Here is a 19,951-nt window from a genome sequence, read left to right on the forward strand (position 1 = left end):
GGATTATCGCCCAGCATGCGCCGACAGCGAGTCCGGAACCTCGCTCACCATCTTCTGCTTGGCCTTCGGCAGCTCGCTGATTCACTCCAACTGCTGCTGCAGCACGGTTGGGGTCATGTTGCTACCGACGGCTGTACATCACTGTGCGTCGAATCCGCTCATGCCTGGCAGCTGTGGTCATTTCACTGGGGCTGCAAGGTTGTGATTGGTTGTCGGATCCTGTGATCGTTGTAAAGAATGTTGGAAGGGACGTGATCCACGACATCAGCTTGGAGGTCGGCGGTGGTGCGATTGATCTCGGAACAATTCCTGCCAGTGAAAGCAGGGCTGCAAAACCGGAGATCGCTGCTGATTCCTCGCTTGTTGTAACGTACTACGAGAATAATGCCCGTGTGGCTTGCTATGGAGATGTGTATTTTACGAACAATCTCTATGTCAAGGTTGAGGCGGATGGGGGTGGAGGGGTTTGCCGTATAGCGGAAGTTGCGGATTGATGTGAGCGGTGGAGTGTGTCTGGAGAATTTTTATAGTGCAGTGTCAACGTGAGGGGCGATGAAAAGCCTTGTTGAGAGTTACCCCGTTTGGGCTTCCATCATTCTAGGTGCCATGTGGATAAACGCATTTGCGGCTCACAGGATGTTGCTGAAAATCGAGCGCGAACGACCAGAAGTACTTGCTGCAGCCGGAATCATCAAGGTTGATTGGTGGCTTGGGTGCTTGCGTGGTATCGCAGTGCTTGCCCTCACTTCCAAAGGGAAGGCGCTCCATCACGGTGAACGGTGGGTGTTGAGGGGCGTCGTGATGACGTACGTCTTCTTGATTGCTTCCGGGGTATCCATGCTCGTTGGCATGTGAAAGGCGAGGTCTCAAGGCCGCTGATGGTGGAATGGTTCGGCATTACGATGAGATTGCCCGTTCCTGGCATCACTCGGCATTTCCCAGTTTCACCTCTACTGGCTTGCTTCCCACGAGCAATAAAAAACGCCGCAGTCCCCTGCGGCGTTCCCGTATTTCCCTGGCTCTGGCGAATCCTCAGCCGAGCAACTTACGTACCTTGGTCAGCGCGGTCATGAACCGCTCGATCTCTTCGTGCGTGTTGTAGAACGCCAGCGAGGCACGGCAGGTGGCCGCGACGCCGAAGTATTGCAGCAACGGATGTGCGCAGTGCTGGCCGGAACGCACGGCCACGCCTTCCAGGTCGAGCAGGGTGGCCAGGTCGTGTGCATGCGCGCCGTCGATCAGGAACGAGACCACGGCCGCCTTCTCCGGCGCTTCACCGATGATGCGCAGGCCCTCGACGCGGCGCAGCTCTTCGGTGAAGTGGGCGAGCAGCTCGGCTTCCCGCGCCTCCACGTGCTCCTGGCCGATGTCCTGCAGGTAGTCGGCGGCCACGCCCAGCCCGATGAAGCCGGCGATGTTCGGGGTGCCGGCCTCGAACTTGTGCGGGGCATCGTTGAACACGGTGCCGTCAAAGCTGACTTCCTTGATCATCTCGCCACCGCCGAGGAACGGCGGCATCGCGTCCAGATGCTCGCGGCGTGCCCACAGGGCGCCGGTGCCGGTCGGTCCGCACATCTTGTGGCCGGTGATGGCATAGAAGTCGCAGCCGATCGCGGCGACGTCGACCTTGCGGTGTGGCGCGGCCTGCGAACCGTCCACCACGGTGATGATGCCGCGCTTGCGCGCCTCACGGCAGATCTCGCGCACCGGGTTGACCGTGCCGAGCACATTGGACACGTGGGTGACCGCCAGCAGCTTGACCTCGGGGGTCATGGCCGCACGCAGCGCATCAAGGTCGAGCGCGCCATCCGGGGTGATCTCGGCCACGCGGATGGTGGCGCCGGTACGCTGCGCGACCAGCTGCCACGGCACGATGTTGGCGTGGTGCTCCATGCGCGAGACCAGGATTACATCACCGGACTTCAATCGCGGCAGCGCCCACGAGTATGCCACCAGGTTGATGGCGAAGGTGGTGCCGCTGCACAGCACCAGATCGCTGGGGCGCACGTTGAGGAAGCGCGCCAGTTTGTTGCGCGCACCTTCGTAGGCATCGGTGGCTTCACTGCCCAGGGCATGCACCGCGCGGCTGACGTTGGCGTTGTAGCGGCGATAGAACTCATCCACCGCGCCGATCACCTGCACCGGTTTCTGGCCGGTGTTGGCGTTGTCGAAATAGACCAGCGGCTTGCCATGCACTTCACGCATCAGCAGCGGGAAGTCGAGACGCACGCGATCCCAGTCAGGGGCGCTGGCGCGTTCTTCGATCGGGCGCGGGGTGGAGAGATTCATGCCACACCCGCCTCGGCCAGGGCCTTGTCCAGGCGGCGTGCCAGCTGCTCGCGCAGCGCGTCCGGCAGTACCTTCAGCGGCTCATGGCAGAACGCGGCACTCAGCAGTGCCTGCGCCTGTGCCTGCGGCAGGCCACGCGAGCGCAGGTAGAACAGCGCGTTCGCGTCGAGCTGGCCGACGGTCGCACCGTGTGCGGCTTTCACTTCGTCGGCATCGATCACCAGCACCGGCTGGGTGTCGATCTCGGCGTCGGCCGACAGCAGCAGGTTCTTGTTGGACAGGTTCGCGTCGGTGCCGTCGGCGCCTTCGCGGATCTGGATGCCACCATGGAACACCACGCGGCTGCGGTTGGCGGCCACGCCGCGCCACAGCAGCTCGCTACGGGTATCGCGGGCGATGTGGTCGATGCCCAGGCGGGCATCGACGTGGCGGCGGCCATTGCCGAGCAGCACCCCATTGGCGGTCAGCTGCGCGTTGTCGCCCTCCAGCCGTACGTTCAGTTCGTGGCGGCTGAGCGCGGCGCCCAGTTCCAGGTCCACGCGGTGATACTGCGCGTCACGGGCCAGCACCGCGTCGGTGCGCAGGATGCTGGTCTGGCGTGCACTGCCGGCCTGTACGCGCGCATGCTTGAGCACGGCATCGCGCGCAACGTGGACGTGCAGCACGGTGTTGTCCAGGTGGGCGGAGTCACCGACGCTGAAGCGGTGTTCGACCACGCCCAGGCTGGCGCCGGCACGCAGTTCGATCAGGTGGCGGTGGTGCCAGGCCAGATCGGTGTCACCGGCGACGCTGGCGAACACCAGCTGCAGCGGTGCCTCGACCTGCACGCCGTCGTCCACGCGCAGCACCGCGCCTTCATCGGCCAGGGCGGCATTCAGGCGGGCGAACACTTCGTCGCTGCGCTCGTAGCGGCGGCCGAGGAAACGCGCGGCATCCTCACCGGCGGCCAGCGCCGAGGACAGCGGTTCCAGCTGCACGCCGGCCGGCAGGCCGTGGGTGTCGCTCAGTGCGTCGCTGAGGCGGCCGTTGACGAACACCAGGCGCGGCGCGGGGATGTCTTCCAGCACGGCCACATCCAGCACCGGCGGCGACAGCGGCGCGGCGGCGAAGGCACGGCGCTCCAGCTGGCGCAGCGAGGTGTACTTCCAGGCTTCGTTGCGGGCGGCCGGCAGGCCATCACGCAGGGCCGCATCCAGCACTTCGCGGCGCGCATCGCTGCCGCAGAAGGCCTGGGCCATGGAATCAAGCAGGGCGCTCATCAGACCGCCGCCTCGGGCACGACCCGGTCCTTCAGGAAGTCATAGCCGTGCGCTTCCAGTTCCAGCGCCAGTTCCGGGCCACCGCTCTTGACGATGCGGCCGTCGGCCAGCACGTGCACCACGTCCGGCTTGATGTAGTCCAGCAGGCGCTGGTAGTGGGTGATGACCAGGAACGAACGGTCGGCGGCGCGCAGCGCATTGACGCCGTCGGCCACGCTCTTCAGCGCATCGATGTCCAGGCCCGAATCGGTTTCGTCGAGGATCGCCAGCTTCGGTTCCAGCACGGCCAGCTGGAAGATCTCGTTGCGCTTCTTCTCGCCACCGGAGAAGCCTTCGTTGACGCCACGGTGCAGCAGTTCGTCCTTCAGGTGCAGCACGGCCAGCTTCTGCCGTACCAGCTTGAGGAACTGCATGGAATCGAGTTCGTCCTCGCCGCGTGCCTTGCGCTGTGCGTTCAGTGCCGCGCGCAGGAAGTAGGTGTTGTTCACGCCCGGGATTTCCACCGGATACTGGAACGCCAGGAACAGGCCGGCAGCGGCGCGCGCTTCCGGGTCCTGGTCGAGCAGATCGACCCCGTCGAACCGGACGCTGCCCTCGGTCACTTCATAGCCGTCGCGGCCCGCCAGGACGTTGCCCAGGGTGGACTTGCCGGCGCCGTTCGGGCCCATGATGGCGTGCACCTGGCCGGGCTGGACGTCCAGCGAAAGGCCCTTGAGGATTTCCTTGTCGCCGATGCGGGCGTGGAGGTTTTCGATCTTCAGCATGGTGGGAATTTCCGTGAGGCGGGCCGCAGCCCGCCGATAAAAAGAATGCGTTGCGAGGGCAGGGCTCAGCCCACCGAACCTTCCAGCGAGACTTCCAGCAGCTTCTTGGCCTCCACTGCGAATTCCATCGGCAGTTCGCGGAACACCTGCTTGCAGAAGCCGTCGACGATCATCGACACCGCGTCTTCCTGGCTGATGCCACGGGCGCGGCAGTAGAACAGCTGGTCATCGGAAATCTTGGAGGTGGTGGCCTCGTGCTCGACGGTGGCGCCCGGGTTCTTCACCTCGATGTAGGGGAAGGTGTGGGCGCCGCACTGCTTGCCGATCAGCAGCGAATCGCACTGGGTGTAGTTGCGTGCGCCCTCGGCATTGCGGTCGACCTTGACCAGCCCGCGGTAGGTGTTCTGGCCGCGGCCGGCGCTGATGCCCTTGCTGACGATCTTGCTCTTGGTGCGCTTGCCGACGTGGATCATCTTGGTGCCGGTGTCGGCCTGCTGGCGATGGTGGGTCAGCGCGACGGAGTGGAATTCGCCGACCGAGTCATCGCCCAGCAGCACGCAGGAGGGATACTTCCAGGTGATTGCCGAGCCGGTCTCGACCTGGGTCCAGGTGACCTTGCTGCGTGCACCGCGGCACTCGGCGCGCTTGGTGACGAAGTTGTAGATGCCACCGACGCCGTTCTCGTCGCCCGGATACCAGTTCTGCACCGTGGAGTACTTGATCTCCGCATCTTCCAGCGCCACCAGCTCGACCACCGCGGCGTGCAGCTGGTTCTCGTCGCGCATCGGCGCGGTGCAGCCTTCCAGGTAGGACACGTAGGCCTTGTCCTCGCACACGATCAGGGTGCGCTCGAACTGGCCGGTGTGGCCGGCGTTGATGCGGAAGTAGGTGCTCAGCTCCATCGGGCAGCGCACGCCCCTGGGAATGAACACGAAGCTGCCATCGGAGAACACCGCCGAGTTGAGCGCGGCGAAGTAGTTGTCACCGACCGGCACCACGGTGCCCAGGTACTGGCGCACCAGTTCCGGATGTTCCTTGATGGCTTCGGACATCGAACAGAAGATGATGCCCTTCTCGGCCAGCTCCTTGCGGAACGTGGTGCCGACCGAGACCGAGTCGAACACCGCGTCCACCGCCACGCCGGCCAGCTTGGCGCGCTCGTGCAGCGGCACGCCCAGCTTGTCGTAGGTATCGAGCAGTTCCTTGGGCACGTCATCCAGCGAGGCGTACTTCGGGCCCTTCGGTGCCGAGTAATAGCTGAGCGCCTGCAGGTCGATCGGGGCGATCTGCAGCTTGGCCCAGTTCGGCATCGGCATCGTCAGGAAGTGGCGGTAGGCGTCCAGGCGCCACTGCGTCATCCATTCCGGCTCGTCCTTCTTGGCGGACAGCGCACGGATGGTGTCCTCGTCCAGGCCCGGGGGCAGCGAGTCCGATTCGATGTCCGTGACGAAGCCGGCCGAGTACTTGCGGCCGAGCTGCTCATGGATCTCGCGGTTGGGGGTGTCGTCGTGGGCGACGGTTTCGATGGTTTCGGTGGCCATGGGGGGCTGCCTACGGATCAGGAGACGACGTCGACAGCGATGGTGCGGCGCTGTTCGTCATCGACAAGGGGAAGAGGGGGCAGGATCTGCGCCAGGCTGACATCGCGCAGGGCCTCGGAGACCACGTCGTTGATCAGCCGCCAGCTGCTGCGCGCGCCGCACTTGGGCGCCATGCCGCACTGGTGGTGGTCGTGGCTGCACTCGGTCAGGGCCAGCGGCCCTTCCATTGCTTCCACCACTTCGAACAGCGAGACCTCCACGGCGGGCCGGGTCAGCCGATAGCCGCCGCGGACGCCGCGCAGGCCCTCGACCAGGCCGGCCTGTGCCAGCGGCTTGAGGACCTTGCTGACGGTGGGCGGCTCCAGGCCGGTGAATTCGGCCAGCTCGGTGGCGCTGAGCACTTCGCCCGGACGGGCGGCGAGCACGGTCAGCACGACGGTGGCGTAATCGGTGAGTTTGGTGACGCGCAACATGGGGGATGCGAGCGGTTCTTAAAGCGGACTGAAATTGTACGCTTTTCTTCGCCGGCATCCAACCCGGGCATTCAGCCGGCGCTGGGAGACCCTGGCCGGGGCCGTTCACCCGCGGTCACGATCGGGGCGACATGCTGGAGCATCGGGACGATTTTCGCAATTGCCCGGAATGGGCGAGAATCCGGGTTCCTTTCGCTGCAAACAGCCCGTGCCGATGCCGAAGAAGATCCAAGCCCGCAAGTCCGCCATCCATGGCAACGGTGTGTTCGCCGTGGCCCCGATCAAGCAGGGCGAGCGCGTGATCCAGTACAAGGGCCTGCTGCGCAGCCATGGCGACGTCGATGCCGATGACAGCGGTGACGTCGAAAGCGGCCACACCTTCCTGTTCACCCTCAACGACGACTGGGTGATCGATGCCAATTACAAAGGCAACGATGCGCGCTGGATCAACCACAGCTGCGACCCCAACTGCGAGGCGGTGATCGAGGAAGATGCGGACGGCGACAGCCGTGGTGACAAGGTGTTCATCGAAGCGCTGCGCGATATCGCCGCCGGTGAGGAGCTGACCTACAACTACGGCATCGTCCTGGCCGAGCGCCATACGGCCAAGCTGAAGAAGATCTGGGAGTGCCGCTGCGGTTCCCCCAAGTGCACCGGCACCATGCTGCAGCCCAAGCGCTGACCGGCACCGGGTACGGCCGGCCGATCGCCGGCCGCATCGCGGACATGCACCTGCCATCGACACGCGGGTCACTCCGCTTCAATGTACGTTGCCGCACGCTGGGTACTCATCCTCACCAACGGGAGTGCACCCATGGCCCAGCGCCTCAAAGGCAGACAGATCGCCATCCTGGCCACCCACGGCTTCGAGCAGTCCGAACTGATTGAACCCAAGCGCCTGCTCGAAGCGGAAGGCGCCCGGGTCAGCGTGATATCGCCGGCGAAGGAAGCCACCATCAAAGGCTGGAAAGAGAAGGACTGGGGCGAGGCGGTGGCGGTGGACATCCCCCTGAGCGAAGCCGACGCGGCAGGGTTCGACGCGCTGGTATTGCCCGGTGGCGTGATCAATCCGGACACGCTTCGCACGGATCAGGCCGCCGTGGACTTCATCCGCGACGTGGCGGCGGCCGGCAAGCCGGTCGCGGCGATCTGCCACGGCCCCTGGCTGTTGATCAACAGTGATCTGGCCAACGGCCGCGAGGTCACCTCGTGGCCGTCACTGCAGCAGGATCTGCTCAACGCCGGTGCGCGCTGGCAGGATGCCGAAGTGGTGGTGGACGGCAATCTGATCACCAGCCGCAAGCCCGACGACATTCCCGCTTTCAGCGAGGCCGTCGTCCGCGCGCTGGCTGCCTGACGATCTGCCGCTGTGTCACACCCGTGCCCGGCCGCTGGAGGCCGGGCATGGTGCTGCAGCTCGGCTCAGTTGCCGAGCAGGCCCGCAGGTACCAGGTTGCCGAGGTTCTGGTTGAAGGTGACGACCAGCTTGCCGTTCTTCACCTGTGCCGATTGCACCTGCAGCGCACCGAGCATGCCGGCCACGGCCGGATCAAGCTTGTAGATCGGTTCACGCTGCGCATAGTCGCTCAGCCAGGCATTGAGCAGCCCACGGGTACGTGAATCGAGGCGGCCGCCCTGATTGGCCGGGGTGAAATCGTCCACGCTCGGCTGCTGCAGGTGGAAGCCCTGGGTCTGGGCGTCATAACGCAGGCCGCTGCTGAGCTTGACCGTACCGAGCTTGGCCGGACTGCCGCCGGCGGTCGCAAGCGCCACGTCCATGCCCAGGTTCAGGCGTTCGCCTGCGGGAAGGCTCAGTTGCGGATGGCTCATCGTCAGCGCGATCAGGCCGCCAAGTGCATCCTGGGTACGCGGGAAACTGCCGTCCAGGTACTGCTGCACGTCGCTGGCGCCAACCGAGAGTTCGCGGCCGGAAATCGAAGGTGCGGCCTGCGCGCCGATCGCAGCGGCGATCAGGACGGTGGCGGCGGCGAGGCGGGTCATCAGGGGACGCAGGCGCATGGCGGTGACCGGAAAGGGCGGGGTGGCTACAGAGTAGCTTTGCAGGCTGAATCGAGCGTGCATGCCGTTGCAGCGGTTCAGTCCAAAGAGGGCCGCAGCTGCGCCGACTGGATCTGCCAGGCACTGCCGTCGGCGTTGGGCTGCACGCGATACCAGCCACCAAAGCGGAAGGTGCCGTCGGCGGTCACCGCGCGGACCTGCACCGGAACTTCCAGCAGCTGCGGCGGAAGCTTGCCGTCGACGGCGACCGGCGTCTGGCTGCGCAGGCGCAGGGCGCGCACGTTGTCCAGCTGGCGCAGCGCGGCGTCATCCGCCCGCCGCGGGTCGGCGGGTGGGAAGGTCCAGGCAGCGTCGCTCGCGGCGTGGTCGCGATTGAGCAGGTCGGTCATGTACCGGCTGAGCATGTCCCCGGGCGGCTCAGCGTCGTCGGCCACTGCGGCCAGCAACGGGAGGACGGTGGGTGGCCGCAGCGATGCAGCCTCATCGCCCACGGCCGTCGGCTGCCGGCGTGCATCATCCGGTCTGGTGGCGACCGGGGCGGTGATATCCACTGCGGGGGGCGGCCGGGAACAGCCCAGCGCCACCAGTGGCATCAGCAACAGCAGGGTCCTGCGCATGGTGCCTCCTCCCCGAGGCGACCTGGAGGACGGCAGTGTATCGACTACGGGGCCTTCAGCGGGAAGATGGCAGCTGATCCAGCGCATCCAGCGCCGGCAGGACCTGGGCGGCGAGTGCGGCCAGTGCATGACCGTCGGTGTCGGCATGACGCTGCACGATGTCGCGCAGCAACTGGGTGGCGACCACCAGCGTGGCGCGCTCGTCGCCACTGAGTCCTGCGGTGCGCGGTGCCGCTTCGAGCAGTCGCATCAGGTCGCGACTGGCGCGATGTTCCAGTTCGATGGTGCAGCGCCCGGTGCACTGCAACCCGTCCTTTTCGATCGGAGTCACCGAGATCCGGTAGCGGGTGGAGGGGCTGGCCATGAGAGGTGCTCGCCGTTGCTGTGGGGGGAATGTGCCCACCATAGGCAAGGCCGCCGCCGGCGGCGACGGCCGGCGCTGCACGCAGTGTTCCACCCGGTTGGACGAAGTGCGGGGGAAGCGTGGCCGCAGCCTTTGGTGGCGGGCCTGGGAGGCCGATTGCGCTGCTGGGGCAACGCTGTGTTGCGATGCCCGGCGCCGTGCCCGGAAGATGGTCGCTGCCTGCGCGGAACCGCCGAGGGCGCCAAAAAAAACGGGACGGCCTGGGCCGTCCCGTCATGCATCCGCCGAATGGCGCGCGCTTACAGCGCGGCGTCCTTCAGCTTCTTGAGCGGACGAACCTTCAGCTTGGTGGTGGCCGGCTTGGCGGCGAACCACTGCTCTTCCTTGGTGAACGGGTTGATGCCCTTGCGCTTCGGCTTGGCCGGCACATTGACGGTGGTGATCTTCAGCAGGCCCGGCAGGGTGAAGGAGCCAGCGCCCTTCTTGTGCACCGAAGAGGCGACAGCGCCTTCCAGCGAGGCCAGCACAGCGCGCACGTCCTTGGCGACAACGCCGGAGGCTTCAGCGATGTGTGCAACCAGGCCGGACTTGGTCAGCACTTCCTTGATCGGCTTCGGAGCGGCCGGCTTGGCGGCAGCCTTCGTCGCGACTTTCTTCACTGCCTTCTTCGGGGCAGCCTTCTTAGCGGTCTTTGCCATGGTTTCCTGTTCCGTGAACGGTTGGTTGTTTGGTCGGCGCCGAACCCCGTCGGCAAGCGCAATGTAGGGCAACTCTCGGGCGCCGCCAATAGCCCGGAGCGCGGAAAGTGCATGTTTTTTCATATCCAGGCCGATTCAGTACATGGCCGGCGGTAGGGGGCAGGGGCACCCGGAGGGGCAGGAAAGCGCCGGCCCTTTCGCCGGGTGGAAGTGCGAAACCGCTGAAAACAAGGGAAAAACGGCATGGCGCGGAGCTGGCGCGAAGCAACCGGAGCACGCGTGCCGGTCGCGCTGCAATGCGGCAGAGCGACGCAGGCATAACGTGCGCCATGCGAGGGTGACCGTTCATCACCGCCACACAGGAGCAGCAAATGGGAATCTCGCGACACGCCACCGCGCACTGGGAAGGCGATCTGAAGTCCGGCAAGGGCCAGTTGAGCACGCCGCAGAGTGGCCTGCTGGACAAGACCCGCTATGGGTTCAACAGCCGTTTCGGCGAGGAGAAGGGCACCAACCCGGAAGAGCTGATCGCCGCCGCGCATGCCGGCTGTTTCACCATGGCGCTGTCGGCCAAGCTCGGCGAGGCCGGTTTCACTCCGACGTCGCTGGATACCGAGGCGAAGGTGGATCTGTCGATGGAAGGTGGCCCACAGCTTTCGCAGATCCGGCTGAAAGTGAAGGCCGTGGTGCCTGGGATCGATGCGACGCAGTTCCGTGCCATCGCCGACGATGCCAAGCAGAACTGCCCGGTGTCCAAGGCACTGAGCGCGGTGCCCATCAGCCTGGAGGCCGAGCTGGGCTGAGGTCGGTAGCGCCGGGCCATGCCCGGCGTCCCACACCAATCACCAGTCACCAATCAAGGGTGCCGGCGATCACGGTCTGCACCTGACCGCCGGACCACACCTCGCCGGCCTCGTCCACGCGCAGGGTCAGGCGTGCGTCATGCCCGACCTCCCGGCCCTGGCTGACGTCGAATGCCTCGCGGCCCCGCGGCAGAGCGCCGCGCAGGTCCAGCCATGCCGCCAGCACGGCGTTGGCGGCGCCGGAGGCGGCATCCTCGAAGCGGCGCCCGTTGCCGACGAACGCGCGCACGGCCAGATCGAAGCCTTCGTTGCCGTCGGCGAATGCATAGGCGAACACGCCCATGCTGTCGGTGGATTCGGCCAGCGCGGCCACCGCGTCCCAGTCCGGGCGCAGCGCGCGCAGGGCCGATTCATCGGCAACCTGGACCACCCACCAGCTGCGCCCGCCCTGCATGCGTGCGGGCGGCAACCGACCCAGTGGCCAGCCCTTCAGGGCCGCCTGCAGGCGCGGATCGTCCGCCCGCGCGGTTTCGGCCAGCTGCGCGCGCGGGGTGCGGATGGCAATGCGCTGCTGCGCGCCTTCGCCGCTGACCCGCAGCGGCAGCGCACCGGCAATCCCGTCCTGCACCAGCAGGCCATCCACCGCCTCCGCCAGGCCCGCCTGCAGCACGGCATGCGCGGTGCCTACGCTGGGGTGGCCGGCAAACGGGACTTCCTTCTGCGGACTGAACATGCGCAGGCGGTAGCTGGTTCCCGCCGTCTGCGGCGGGAACACGAAGGTTGTCTCGGGCAACCGCGTCCAGCGGGCGATGGCCTGCATGGTGTCGTCGTCGAGTCCGTCGGCATCCAGCACCACGGCCAGCGGATTGCCGGCACCGGCGCGCGGGGAGAACACATCCAGTTGCAGGAAACGGCGTGCGGACATCAGTGACAACTCCAGGAAACGATGGGACGGTGGCGCGGGGCCATGCTCCGCGAGCGCGCAGCGCGGCGAGTCGCCGGGCATGGCCCGGCGCTACCGGCAAGGCGGCATAGGGTAGCGCGGGGGGCTACCAGTGAATCTGCCCATCGATCACCGGCTGCACCTGGCCGCCGATCCATACGGTGCCCTGCGCATCGACCTGGACCTGGACCTCACCATCGCGGCCCACTTCGCGGCCCTGGCTGGCCACGTAGCCGGCGTCCGTGCCCGGCAGCGCGCTGCGTTGCCGCAGCCAGGCGCCAATCAGCGCATTGGCACTGCCGGTCACCGGATCCTCGGGCACGTTCACCGCATCGCCGGGGCAGAAAGCGCGCACCACGAGCGTGTGAGCGGCAGCCTGTTCCAGTGCGAACACGGCCACGCCGGTGGCGCCGGTGGCATTGGTCCAGTCGCGCACGGCGGCCATGTCCGGCGCCAGGGAGCGCACGCTGGCGGCATCACGCAGGGGCAGCAGCCACCATCGCGGACCGTTGTCCCACAACTGGGCCACATGGCCCTCGGCGGCCTGGGCCAGCAGCGCTTCCGGCACCGCCCCGGGAGCGGTATCCAGGTGCCGTGCTGCGGGGCTGCCGAGCTGGATCGTCGGTGCGGCAGCCGGGCCGGACACGCGCACCGGCAACAGCCCGGCGGCGCACTGCTGTACCAGGGCACCGTCGCGCGGCACGGCCAGGCCGCTGGTCACCGCTGCCCAGGCGGCACCGACACTGGGGTGGCCGGCGAACGGCAGCTCGCTGCCCGGGGTGAAAATGCGTACGTGGTAGTCGGCACCGGCCGCGGTGGGGCGGACGAAGAACACTGTCTCGGACAGGTTCAGCCAGGCGGCCAGCGCCTGCATGCGGTCGCTGGAAAGCCCGTCCGCGTCAAATACGACACCCAGTGGGTTGCCCGTGCCGGGACGGGGAGCAAAGACATCGAGCTGCAGGTAACGATAGGCGGTCATGGCGGGGATATTGGGCTTAGAATCGAAGGTTCCGCCCCCAGGGGCGGCTTCCCCACAATACACATAGCCAATCCATGTCAGCTTCCCCCCTTGTCGATCGTTGGATCGTACTGAAGTTCGGCGGCACCTCGGTGTCGCGTCGCCATCGCTGGGACACGATCGGGAAGCTGGCGAAAAAACGCGCGGAAGAGACCGGCTCGCGCGTGCTGGTGGTGGTTTCGGCGCTGTCCGGGGTGACCAATGAGCTGACCGCGATCGCCGACGGTGCGGCGGACAGCCGTGATCGCGTCGCCGCGCTGGTCGAACGCCACGAGGCATTCCTGGTCGAGCTGGGCCTCGGCCGCGAAGTGCTGGCCGAGCGTCTGGCCGCCCTGCAGGGCCTGCTGGACGATCCGCGCGCGGCCACCCGGCCGCTGGACTGGCAGGCCGACGTGCTGGGCCAGGGTGAACTGCTGTCCTCGACCGTGGGCGCGGCATACCTGCGCGCGTCCGGGCTGGACATGGGCTGGATGGATGCCCGGCACTGGCTGGATGCACTGCCGCCGCAGCCGAACCAGAGCGACTGGTCGCAACGCCTGTCGGTGAACTGCCAGTGGCGCTCGGATGCGGACTGGGCGCAGCGCTTCCGTGCGCAGCCGACCCGCCTGCTGATCACCCAGGGCTTCATCTCGCGGCACGCGGACGGTGGCACTGCCATCCTCGGCCGTGGCGGTTCGGACACCTCGGCGGCGTACTTCGGTGCGCTGCTCGGCGCCAGCCGGGTGGAAATCTGGACCGACGTGCCGGGCATGTTCAGCGCCAATCCCAAGGATGTGCCGGACGCGCGCCTGCTGACCCGTCTGGATTACTACGAGGCGCAGGAAATCGCCACCACGGGTGCCAAGGTGCTGCATCCGCGCTCGATCAAGCCGTGCCGCGATGCCGGTGTACCGATGGCGATCCTCGACACCGAGCGCCCCGAGCTTCCAGGTACCAGCATCGACGGCAATGCCGCGCCGGTACCGGGCGTGAAGGCAATCAGTCGTCGCAACGGCATCGTGCTGGTGTCGATGGAAGGCATCGGCATGTGGCAGCAGGTCGGCTTCCTGGCCGATGTGTTCGCCCTGTTCAAGAAGCACGGCCTGTCGGTGGACCTGATCGGTTCGGCCGAAACCAATGTCACCGTGTCTCTGGATCCGTCGGAGAACCTGGTCAACACCGATGTGCTGGCCGCGCTGTCGGCCGACCTGTCGCAGGTGTGCAAGGTCAAGGTGATCGTGCCCTGTGCGGCGATCACCCTGGTCGGGCTGGGCATGCGCTCGCTGCTGCACAAGCTGTCGGATGTGTGGGCCACGTTCGGCCGTGAGCGCGTGCACATGATCTCGCAGTCGTCCAACGACCTGAACCTGACCTTCGTCATCGATGAGGCCGATGCCGATGGCCTGCTGCCGATCCTGCATGCGGAACTGATCGACAGCGGCGCCATGCCGGTGGAGGAAACCGAGGTGTTCGGCCCGCGCTGGCGCGAGATCGCCGGCACGGTTCGCCCGCGCGGCACGCCCTGGTGGCGCGGCCAGCGGGCACACCTGCTGCAGCTGGCCGACGCGGGCACCCCGCGCTACGTCTATCACCTGCCGACCGTGCGGGCGCGTGCCCGCGCGCTGGCTGCGATCAAGCCGATCGACCAGCGTTACTACGCGATCAAGGCCAACAGCCACCCGGCCATCCTGCAGTTGCTGGAGTCGGAGGGTTTCGGTCTGGAGTGCGTTTCGCATGGCGAGCTGAAGCATGTGTTCCAGCACCTGCCGGAACTTTCGCCCAGGCGTGTGCTGTTCACCCCCAGCTTCTGCCCGCGCAGTGAGTACGAGGCCGCGTTCGCACTGGGCGTGACCGTCACCGTCGACAACGTCGAAGCCCTGCAGCGCTGGCCGGACCTGTTCCGCAACCGCGAGCTGTGGTTGCGCGTGGACCTGGGGCGCGGCGAAGGTCACCACGCCAAGGTCCGCACCGGCGGCAAGGAGTCCAAGTTCGGCCTGCCGATCGCCCGTGTCGATGAGTTCGTCCGTGCCGCCACCGAACTGGGCAGCCGGGTGGTCGGCCTGCACGCCCACCTGGGCAGCGGCGTGGAAACCCCGCAGCATTGGCGCCTGATGTGCGATGAGCTGGCAGGCTTCGCCCGCCGCATCGGCAGCGTGCAGACGATCGACATCGGCGGTGGCCTGCCGATTCCGTACAGCGACGAGGACGAGCCCTTCGATCTGGACGCGTGGGCTGCCGGCCTGGCCGAGGTCAAGGCGCTGCACCCCGCATTCCGCCTGGCCATCGAGCCGGGGCGCTACCTGGTGGCCGAGTCCGGCGTGCTGCTGACCCATGCCACCCAGGTGGTGGAGAAGGACGGCGTGCGCCGCGTCGGCCTGGATGCCGGCATGAATACGCTGATGCGTCCGGCCCTGTACGACGCTTGGCACGACATCGAGAACCTCAGCCGCCAGGGCGGGTACGCCGAGGCGGCATTCGATGTCGTCGGCCCGATCTGCGAGTCCAGCGATGTGTTCGGCAAGCGGCGCAAGCTGCCTGTGTCCACCGCGCCGGACGACGTGATGCTGATTGCTGACGCTGGCGCCTATGGCTACGTGATGTCCAACACCTACAACCAGCGGGCGCTGCCGCGCGAGGATGTGATCGAGTGATCGCCCTGCGCGCGCTGCACCCGCCCACCGACACGCCCCGCGCAACCGCGCGGGTCCGTGCCTGACCGGATACACCATGACTGCTTTCGACAAACACCAGGTCTCCCGTTTCCGCTTCGTCCGCTGCGAATTTGCCGCGGACAGCGGCGTGGCACGGCTGGTCTATGCCTTCGATGATGGCCCCGAGATGGTGGAAACGATCACCGTTCCCGGCGCCCCGTTCGTCCTCGACCCGGCGCGCGCCGCTGCCGTGCAGCGAGCGCTGCAGCTGCTGCACCTGATCGCCGGCGTCAGCTACTACAAGGCCGGCGTGCCGGAGATCGTCAGCATCGACAGCTACGCCATCGATGCCGATACCGCGGCGCTGGTGGAAGCGATCTACCTCAACGGCCTGGGCGAGTTCGCCTACCGCAACGGCCTCAACCTGCGTGGCCGCTTCCGCCTGCCGGTGCAGGGCGAGCCGGTGCAGGCACCGGAGGTGGGCCTGCATCCGCATGCGCTGGTCGCCATCGGTGGCGGCAAGGATTCGCTGGTCAGCATCGAAGCGCTGCGACGGGCGGGCGTGGACGAGACGGTCACCTGGATCGGCGGTTCGCAGCTGATCCGTGCCTGCGCCGAACGCACCGGCCTGCCGACGCTGAACCTGGGCCGCGCGCTGGCGCCGGAGCTGTTCGAGCTCAACCGCCAAGGGGCGTGGAACGGCCATATCCCGGTGACCGCGGTGAACTCGGCGATCATGGTGCTGGCAGCCCTGCTGCAGGGCGTGGACCAGGTGGTGTTCTCCAACGAACGCTCGGCCAGCTACGGCAGCCAGATTCCGGGCACCGGCGAGGTGAACCACCAGTGGTCCAAGGGCTGGGCGTTCGAGCAGGCCTTCGGCAGCCATGTGCAGGCGCACGTGGCCGCAGACCTGCAGTACTACTCGCTGCTGCGACCGATGTCGGAACTGGCGGTGGCCCGCCAGTTTGCCAAGAGCGACTTCTACGACGCGCATTTCTCCAGCTGCAACCGCAACTTCCATATCCTCGGCGAGCGCCCCGTGAACCGCTGGTGCGGCGTCTGCCCGAAGTGCCATTTCGTGTTTCTGGCGCTGGCGCCGTTCATGCCCAAGACCCGCCTCGTGCGCATCTTCGGTCGCAATCTGCTGGACGATGTCGAGCAGGCCGGTGGCTTCGACGCGCTGCTGGAGTTCCAGGATCACAAGCCGTTCGAGTGCGTGGGCGAAGGTCGTGAATCGCGTGCAGCGATGGCGACCCTGGCGCAGCGACCGGAGTGGAAGGAAGATGCGCTGGTGAAGCGCTTCTGCAACGAGATCCAGCCGCAGCTCGACGCGGCCGAACTGGAGCTGGCGCCGATGCTGCAGTTGCAGGGCGAGCACCGCATTCCGGCTGCGCTGTGGGAACGGGTGCGTGAAGATTTCTCAGCTTGAGGGAAAGCGCGTCGCGCTGTGGGGCTGGGGGCGTGAGGGCCGTGCCGCATTCGCGGTGCTGCGTGCACGCCTGCCGACGTTGCCGCTGAGCCTGTTCTGTCCTGCCGCCGAAGCCGATGCGGCGCGCGCGGAAACGCAGGAGTCACTGGAGGTGCGTGGCGAGCCTTCGGCCGAGGCGCTGGCCGCGTTCGACGTGGTGATCAAGTCACCCGGCATCAGTCCCTACCAGCCGATCGCGGTGGCCGCGGCGGCACGGGGCACGCGTTTCATCGGGGGCACCGCGCTCTGGTTCGCCGAGCATGCCGCTGACGACGGCATCGTCCATGACACCGTGTGCGTGACCGGTACCAAGGGCAAAAGCACCACCAGCGCGCTGGTCGCGCACCTGCTGCGTGCGGCCGGTCATCGCACCGGCCTGGTCGGCAACATCGGCCTGCCGCTGCTGGAAGTGCTGGACCCGCAGCCGGCGCCTGAGTATTGGGCGGTGGAACTGTCCAGCTACCAGACCGGCGAAGTGGCGCGCAGTGGCGCGCGACCGCAGGTGGCGGTGGTGCTGAACCTGTTCCCCGAACATCTGGACTGGCATGGCAGCGAACAGCGCTATATCGAGGACAAGCTGCAGCTGGTCACCGATGCCGCTCCGTGCATCGCCGTGCTCAATGCCGCCGATCCGCATCTGGCGGAACTGACGCTGCCGCACAGCCAGGTGGTCTGGTTCAACCAGCCGCAGGGTTGGCACATGCGTGGCGACATCGTGCATCGTGGCGAACAGGCGGTGTTCGATACACGCAATACGCCGCTGCCGGGCCGCCACAACCGAGGCAACCTGTGTGCGGTGCTGGCCGCGCTGGAAGCGCTGGGCCTGGACGCGGCGGCGCTGGCGCCGGCCGTGCAGGATTTCCGTCCGCTGCCCAACCGGCTGCAGCGCATCGGCGTGGCCGATGGGCTGACCTACATCAACGATTCGATCAGCACCACGCCGCACGCCAGTCTGGCGGCGCTGGAGTGCTTCAGCGGCCAGCGCATCGCGCTGCTGGTGGGCGGGCATGACCGCGGCCTGGACTGGACCGATTTCATGCAGCACATGGCGCACGATGTGCCGCCGGTGGAGATCGTGACCATGGGCAGCAACGGCCCGCGCATCCACGCGATGCTGCAGCCGCTGGCCGATGCAGGTCGATTCGGGCTGCATGCGGCCGTCGACCTGCCGGAGGCCATGGCGCTGGCACGCGCTGCGCTGGGCCAGCAGGGCGGGGTGGTGCTGTTGTCGCCGGGCGCACCAAGTTTTGGGGCCTACCGCGATTACGTTGCGCGCGGACGTCACTTCGCCGAGCTGGCCGGATTCGATCCGGACAGCATCAGCGCGATTCCGGGCCTGGGCATCGCCTGAGGGGGGCGGATCCCTTTCCGCAGGAAAGGGTTCTGACCCCGGCGGGATCCCGGCCGGCAACCCACCGGCAAATTCATCCACGCAGGCGTGGATCTACGCTTCCTCGATGAACGCGTAGTCGCCGTCAATCAACTGCTGCAGATACGCATCGAAGCCGGGCGCGATGACCGCATAGCTGTCCGGATCATGCAGGTAGCGCACCACCTGGCCGACGGAGCCACCCGGTGCCGGGTCGAAATCCAGGTACAGCATCGAGGTGCCGCCGTTGTTCATGCAGTGCGAGAAGCACAGGCGGCGGCTCATCGGTACGTCGGCATCGATGCCGTCGCCGAGAATCTCCGGTTCGTCGTCCAGCCATTCTTCGTAGATCGAGCGGATGCTGTCGTCCCAGTGCCGCTGATCCTCGAAGATCTGTGCGACCGAGCACAGGTAGTAGGGGTATCCGCCGCCTTCCACGTCCGAGCCGAGCATCAGCACGCAGACCTCGCCCTCGGGATACCGGCGGAAATGCGTGCCATCCACGCGCGACAGCAGCGCAACCAGACTGTCAGGTACCTGCGGCCACTGCGCACGCAGGCGTTGCAGGTCTCCGGCGCTGGCGCCCTGGACATGCGCCCATTGCGCAGCATCGTCGGCGGGCAGGCGCGGCATCAGGCCGGACAGGAATTGATCGACAAGGTTCATTCGCAAACAGGGGCTGGGCGGAATCAGGGCGTATCCAACCACACCTGCGTCACGCCGCCAATGCAGAATGCGGACGGGAGGGGGACATCAGGCGACCCCTCTGTTTCCTTTTCTCTGGAGCAGGCGCATGAATGCATGGCGTTGCGGTGTGGCGATGGTCCTGGGTCTGGCGGCGCTGCCGGCGTGGGCGGCGATGAAGACCCAGCCGGTGGAGTGGACGCACCAGGGCACGACCTTCAGCGGGGTGCTGGTCTATGACGACGGGGACAGTGACAAGCGCCCCGGACTGGTGATGGTGCCGAACTGGAAGGGTGTGAACGAATCGGCGGTCGAGAAGGCCAAGCAGCTGGCCGGCGATGATTACGTGGTGCTGGTGGCCGATGTCTATGGCAAGGGTGTGCGGCCGAAGACCGATGCCGAGGCAGGGCCGGTCGCCACCGCGTTGCGCAACGACCGGCCGCTGCTGCGTGCGCGTGCGCTGGAGGCGGTGAATGTGCTCAAGGCACAGGCCGGCAAGGTGCCGCTGGATGCCAGCCGCATCGGTGCGGTCGGCTTCTGCTTCGGCGGTACCACCGTTCTGGAGCTGGCCCGCGCGGGCGCGCCGCTGGCCGGCGTGGTCAGCCTGCATGGTGGGCTGGGCTCGCCGCTGCCGGCGCAGGCCGGTGGAGCGCATCCCTCGGTGCTGGTACTCAATGGTGCCGATGACAGGAGCGTGACCGCGGCCGACATCGCCAGCTTCCAGAACGAGATGAATGCCGCCAAGGTCGACTGGGAATTCACCAACTACAGCGGCGCCGTGCATTGCTTTGCCGAGCGTGATGCCAACAATCCGCCGGGGTGCCAGTACAACGAACGGGCGGCGAAGCGCGCGTGGAAGGCACTGGATGAGTTCTTCGAGGAGCGCTTCGAGAAGCGCTGAGGCACCGGGTTCGCCGGGCATGGCCCGGCGCTACCACAGCACACCACTCACGCAGGGCGCGGCGGCACCCGGTAGCGGCGGGCGCGGCCCCGCCCGCGCCGGGGCGACCCG

21 protein-coding genes are annotated in these 19,951 nt (G+C 66.9%); 9 read left to right on the forward strand and 12 right to left on the reverse strand.

Translation table 11 applies throughout. The features are described 5' to 3' along the window. The first annotated feature begins 251 nt into the window (after positions 1-251). Together ACVOJ1_RS17845 and ACVOJ1_RS17850 are read left to right on the forward strand one after the other, a co-directional pair. Positions 252-494, forward strand: coding sequence for a hypothetical protein (locus ACVOJ1_RS17845; RefSeq protein ID WP_263177763.1), 243 nt, complete (start codon positions 252-254; stop codon positions 492-494). A 142-nt stretch (positions 495-636) separates the two neighbouring features. After that, positions 637-855, forward strand: coding sequence for a hypothetical protein (locus ACVOJ1_RS17850; protein ID WP_231108656.1), 219 nt, complete (start codon positions 637-639; stop codon positions 853-855). 177 nt (positions 856-1,032) lie between these two features. On the opposite strand, the gene ACVOJ1_RS17855 is transcribed toward ACVOJ1_RS17850, so the two are convergent. From ACVOJ1_RS17855 to ACVOJ1_RS17875, 5 genes are all read right to left on the reverse strand, one after another. Further along, on the reverse strand, positions 1,033-2,289 hold the full coding sequence (locus ACVOJ1_RS17855; protein ID WP_263177764.1) for a cysteine desulfurase: 1,257 nt from the start codon (positions 2,287-2,289) through the stop codon (positions 1,033-1,035). Continuing rightward, the gene (gene sufD, locus ACVOJ1_RS17860; RefSeq protein WP_346480723.1) at positions 2,286-3,548 is read right to left on the reverse strand and encodes a Fe-S cluster assembly protein SufD; all 1,263 of its coding nucleotides are present in this window, start codon (positions 3,546-3,548) and stop codon (positions 2,286-2,288) included. The genes ACVOJ1_RS17855 and sufD overlap by 4 nt, the downstream gene beginning before the upstream one ends. Continuing rightward, a complete protein-coding gene (gene sufC, locus ACVOJ1_RS17865; protein ID WP_053516654.1) occupies positions 3,548-4,312 on the reverse strand; it encodes a Fe-S cluster assembly ATPase SufC in 765 nt (254 codons plus the stop codon). The genes sufD and sufC overlap by 1 nt, the downstream gene beginning before the upstream one ends. A 65-nt stretch (positions 4,313-4,377) precedes the next feature. Next, the gene (sufB, locus tag ACVOJ1_RS17870; protein WP_065182413.1) at positions 4,378-5,853 is read right to left on the reverse strand and encodes a Fe-S cluster assembly protein SufB; all 1,476 of its coding nucleotides are present in this window, start codon (positions 5,851-5,853) and stop codon (positions 4,378-4,380) included. 17 nt (positions 5,854-5,870) lie between these two features. Then, positions 5,871-6,326, reverse strand: a complete 456-nt coding sequence (locus tag ACVOJ1_RS17875; protein WP_053516656.1) for an SUF system Fe-S cluster assembly regulator — start codon at positions 6,324-6,326, stop codon at positions 5,871-5,873. 214 nt (positions 6,327-6,540) lie between these two features. On the opposite strand from ACVOJ1_RS17875, the gene ACVOJ1_RS17880 reads away from it, so the two are divergent. Both ACVOJ1_RS17880 and ACVOJ1_RS17885 read left to right on the forward strand, forming a co-directional pair. Continuing rightward, a complete protein-coding gene (locus tag ACVOJ1_RS17880; protein WP_053516698.1) occupies positions 6,541-7,008 on the forward strand; it encodes an SET domain-containing protein in 468 nt (155 codons plus the stop codon). A 132-nt stretch (positions 7,009-7,140) separates the two neighbouring features. Further along, complete coding sequence (locus ACVOJ1_RS17885) at positions 7,141-7,683, forward strand: type 1 glutamine amidotransferase domain-containing protein (protein ID WP_111186009.1); 543 nt, start codon at positions 7,141-7,143, stop codon at positions 7,681-7,683. Between the two features lie 65 nt (positions 7,684-7,748). On the opposite strand, the gene ACVOJ1_RS17890 is transcribed toward ACVOJ1_RS17885, so the two are convergent. The 4 genes from ACVOJ1_RS17890 to ACVOJ1_RS17905 form a co-directional block, all read right to left on the reverse strand. Continuing rightward, positions 7,749-8,345, reverse strand: a complete 597-nt coding sequence (locus ACVOJ1_RS17890) for a YceB family lipoprotein (protein WP_065174554.1) — start codon at positions 8,343-8,345, stop codon at positions 7,749-7,751. A 77-nt stretch (positions 8,346-8,422) separates the two neighbouring features. Further along, positions 8,423-8,962, reverse strand: a complete 540-nt coding sequence (locus ACVOJ1_RS17895) for a hypothetical protein (protein ID WP_346480724.1) — start codon at positions 8,960-8,962, stop codon at positions 8,423-8,425. A 55-nt stretch (positions 8,963-9,017) separates the two neighbouring features. Further along, on the reverse strand, positions 9,018-9,326 hold the full coding sequence (locus tag ACVOJ1_RS17900; RefSeq protein ID WP_053516660.1) for a DUF3861 family protein: 309 nt from the start codon (positions 9,324-9,326) through the stop codon (positions 9,018-9,020). 299 nt (positions 9,327-9,625) lie between these two features. Beyond that, positions 9,626-10,024: an HU family DNA-binding protein gene (locus ACVOJ1_RS17905; protein WP_053516661.1), complete on the reverse strand. Its 399-nt coding sequence runs from the start codon at positions 10,022-10,024 to the stop codon at positions 9,626-9,628. Positions 10,025-10,395: 371 nt separating this feature from the next. Between ACVOJ1_RS17905 and ACVOJ1_RS17910 the strand changes: the two genes are divergently transcribed. Then, on the forward strand, positions 10,396-10,827 hold the full coding sequence (locus ACVOJ1_RS17910; protein ID WP_053516662.1) for an OsmC family protein: 432 nt from the start codon (positions 10,396-10,398) through the stop codon (positions 10,825-10,827). A 46-nt stretch (positions 10,828-10,873) separates the two neighbouring features. Here ACVOJ1_RS17910 and ACVOJ1_RS17915 read toward each other — a convergent pair whose 3' ends face one another. Continuing rightward, a complete protein-coding gene (locus tag ACVOJ1_RS17915) occupies positions 10,874-11,752 on the reverse strand; it encodes a PhzF family phenazine biosynthesis protein (RefSeq protein ID WP_164151754.1) in 879 nt (292 codons plus the stop codon). Between the two features lie 124 nt (positions 11,753-11,876). Then, a complete protein-coding gene (locus ACVOJ1_RS17920) occupies positions 11,877-12,749 on the reverse strand; it encodes a PhzF family phenazine biosynthesis protein (protein WP_346480725.1) in 873 nt (290 codons plus the stop codon). A 74-nt stretch (positions 12,750-12,823) separates the two neighbouring features. On the opposite strand from ACVOJ1_RS17920, the gene ACVOJ1_RS17925 reads away from it, so the two are divergent. The 3 genes from ACVOJ1_RS17925 to murD all read left to right on the forward strand — a co-directional run bounded on the left by ACVOJ1_RS17925 (position 12,824) and on the right by murD (position 18,237). Then, positions 12,824-15,418, forward strand: coding sequence for a bifunctional aspartate kinase/diaminopimelate decarboxylase (locus tag ACVOJ1_RS17925; protein WP_053516666.1), 2,595 nt, complete (start codon positions 12,824-12,826; stop codon positions 15,416-15,418). A gap of 76 nt (positions 15,419-15,494) precedes the next feature. Continuing rightward, positions 15,495-16,847, forward strand: coding sequence for a UDP-N-acetyl-alpha-D-muramoyl-L-alanyl-L-glutamate epimerase (gene murL, locus ACVOJ1_RS17930; RefSeq protein ID WP_197572648.1), 1,353 nt, complete (start codon positions 15,495-15,497; stop codon positions 16,845-16,847). Next, the gene (gene murD, locus ACVOJ1_RS17935; protein ID WP_346480726.1) at positions 16,828-18,237 is read left to right on the forward strand and encodes a UDP-N-acetylmuramoyl-L-alanine--D-glutamate ligase; all 1,410 of its coding nucleotides are present in this window, start codon (positions 16,828-16,830) and stop codon (positions 18,235-18,237) included. The genes murL and murD overlap by 20 nt, the downstream gene beginning before the upstream one ends. 93 nt (positions 18,238-18,330) lie before the next feature. Here murD and ACVOJ1_RS17940 read toward each other — a convergent pair whose 3' ends face one another. Continuing rightward, complete coding sequence (locus tag ACVOJ1_RS17940) at positions 18,331-18,921, reverse strand: SMI1/KNR4 family protein (RefSeq protein ID WP_346480727.1); 591 nt, start codon at positions 18,919-18,921, stop codon at positions 18,331-18,333. A 127-nt stretch (positions 18,922-19,048) separates the two neighbouring features. Here ACVOJ1_RS17940 and ACVOJ1_RS17945 point away from each other — a divergent pair, with 127 nt between their 5' ends. Continuing rightward, on the forward strand, positions 19,049-19,840 hold the full coding sequence (locus tag ACVOJ1_RS17945; RefSeq protein ID WP_053516673.1) for a dienelactone hydrolase family protein: 792 nt from the start codon (positions 19,049-19,051) through the stop codon (positions 19,838-19,840). Positions 19,841-19,951: the final 111 nt, after the last annotated feature.

The sequence above is a fragment of the Stenotrophomonas sp. STEN225 genome, from assembly GCF_056756445.1.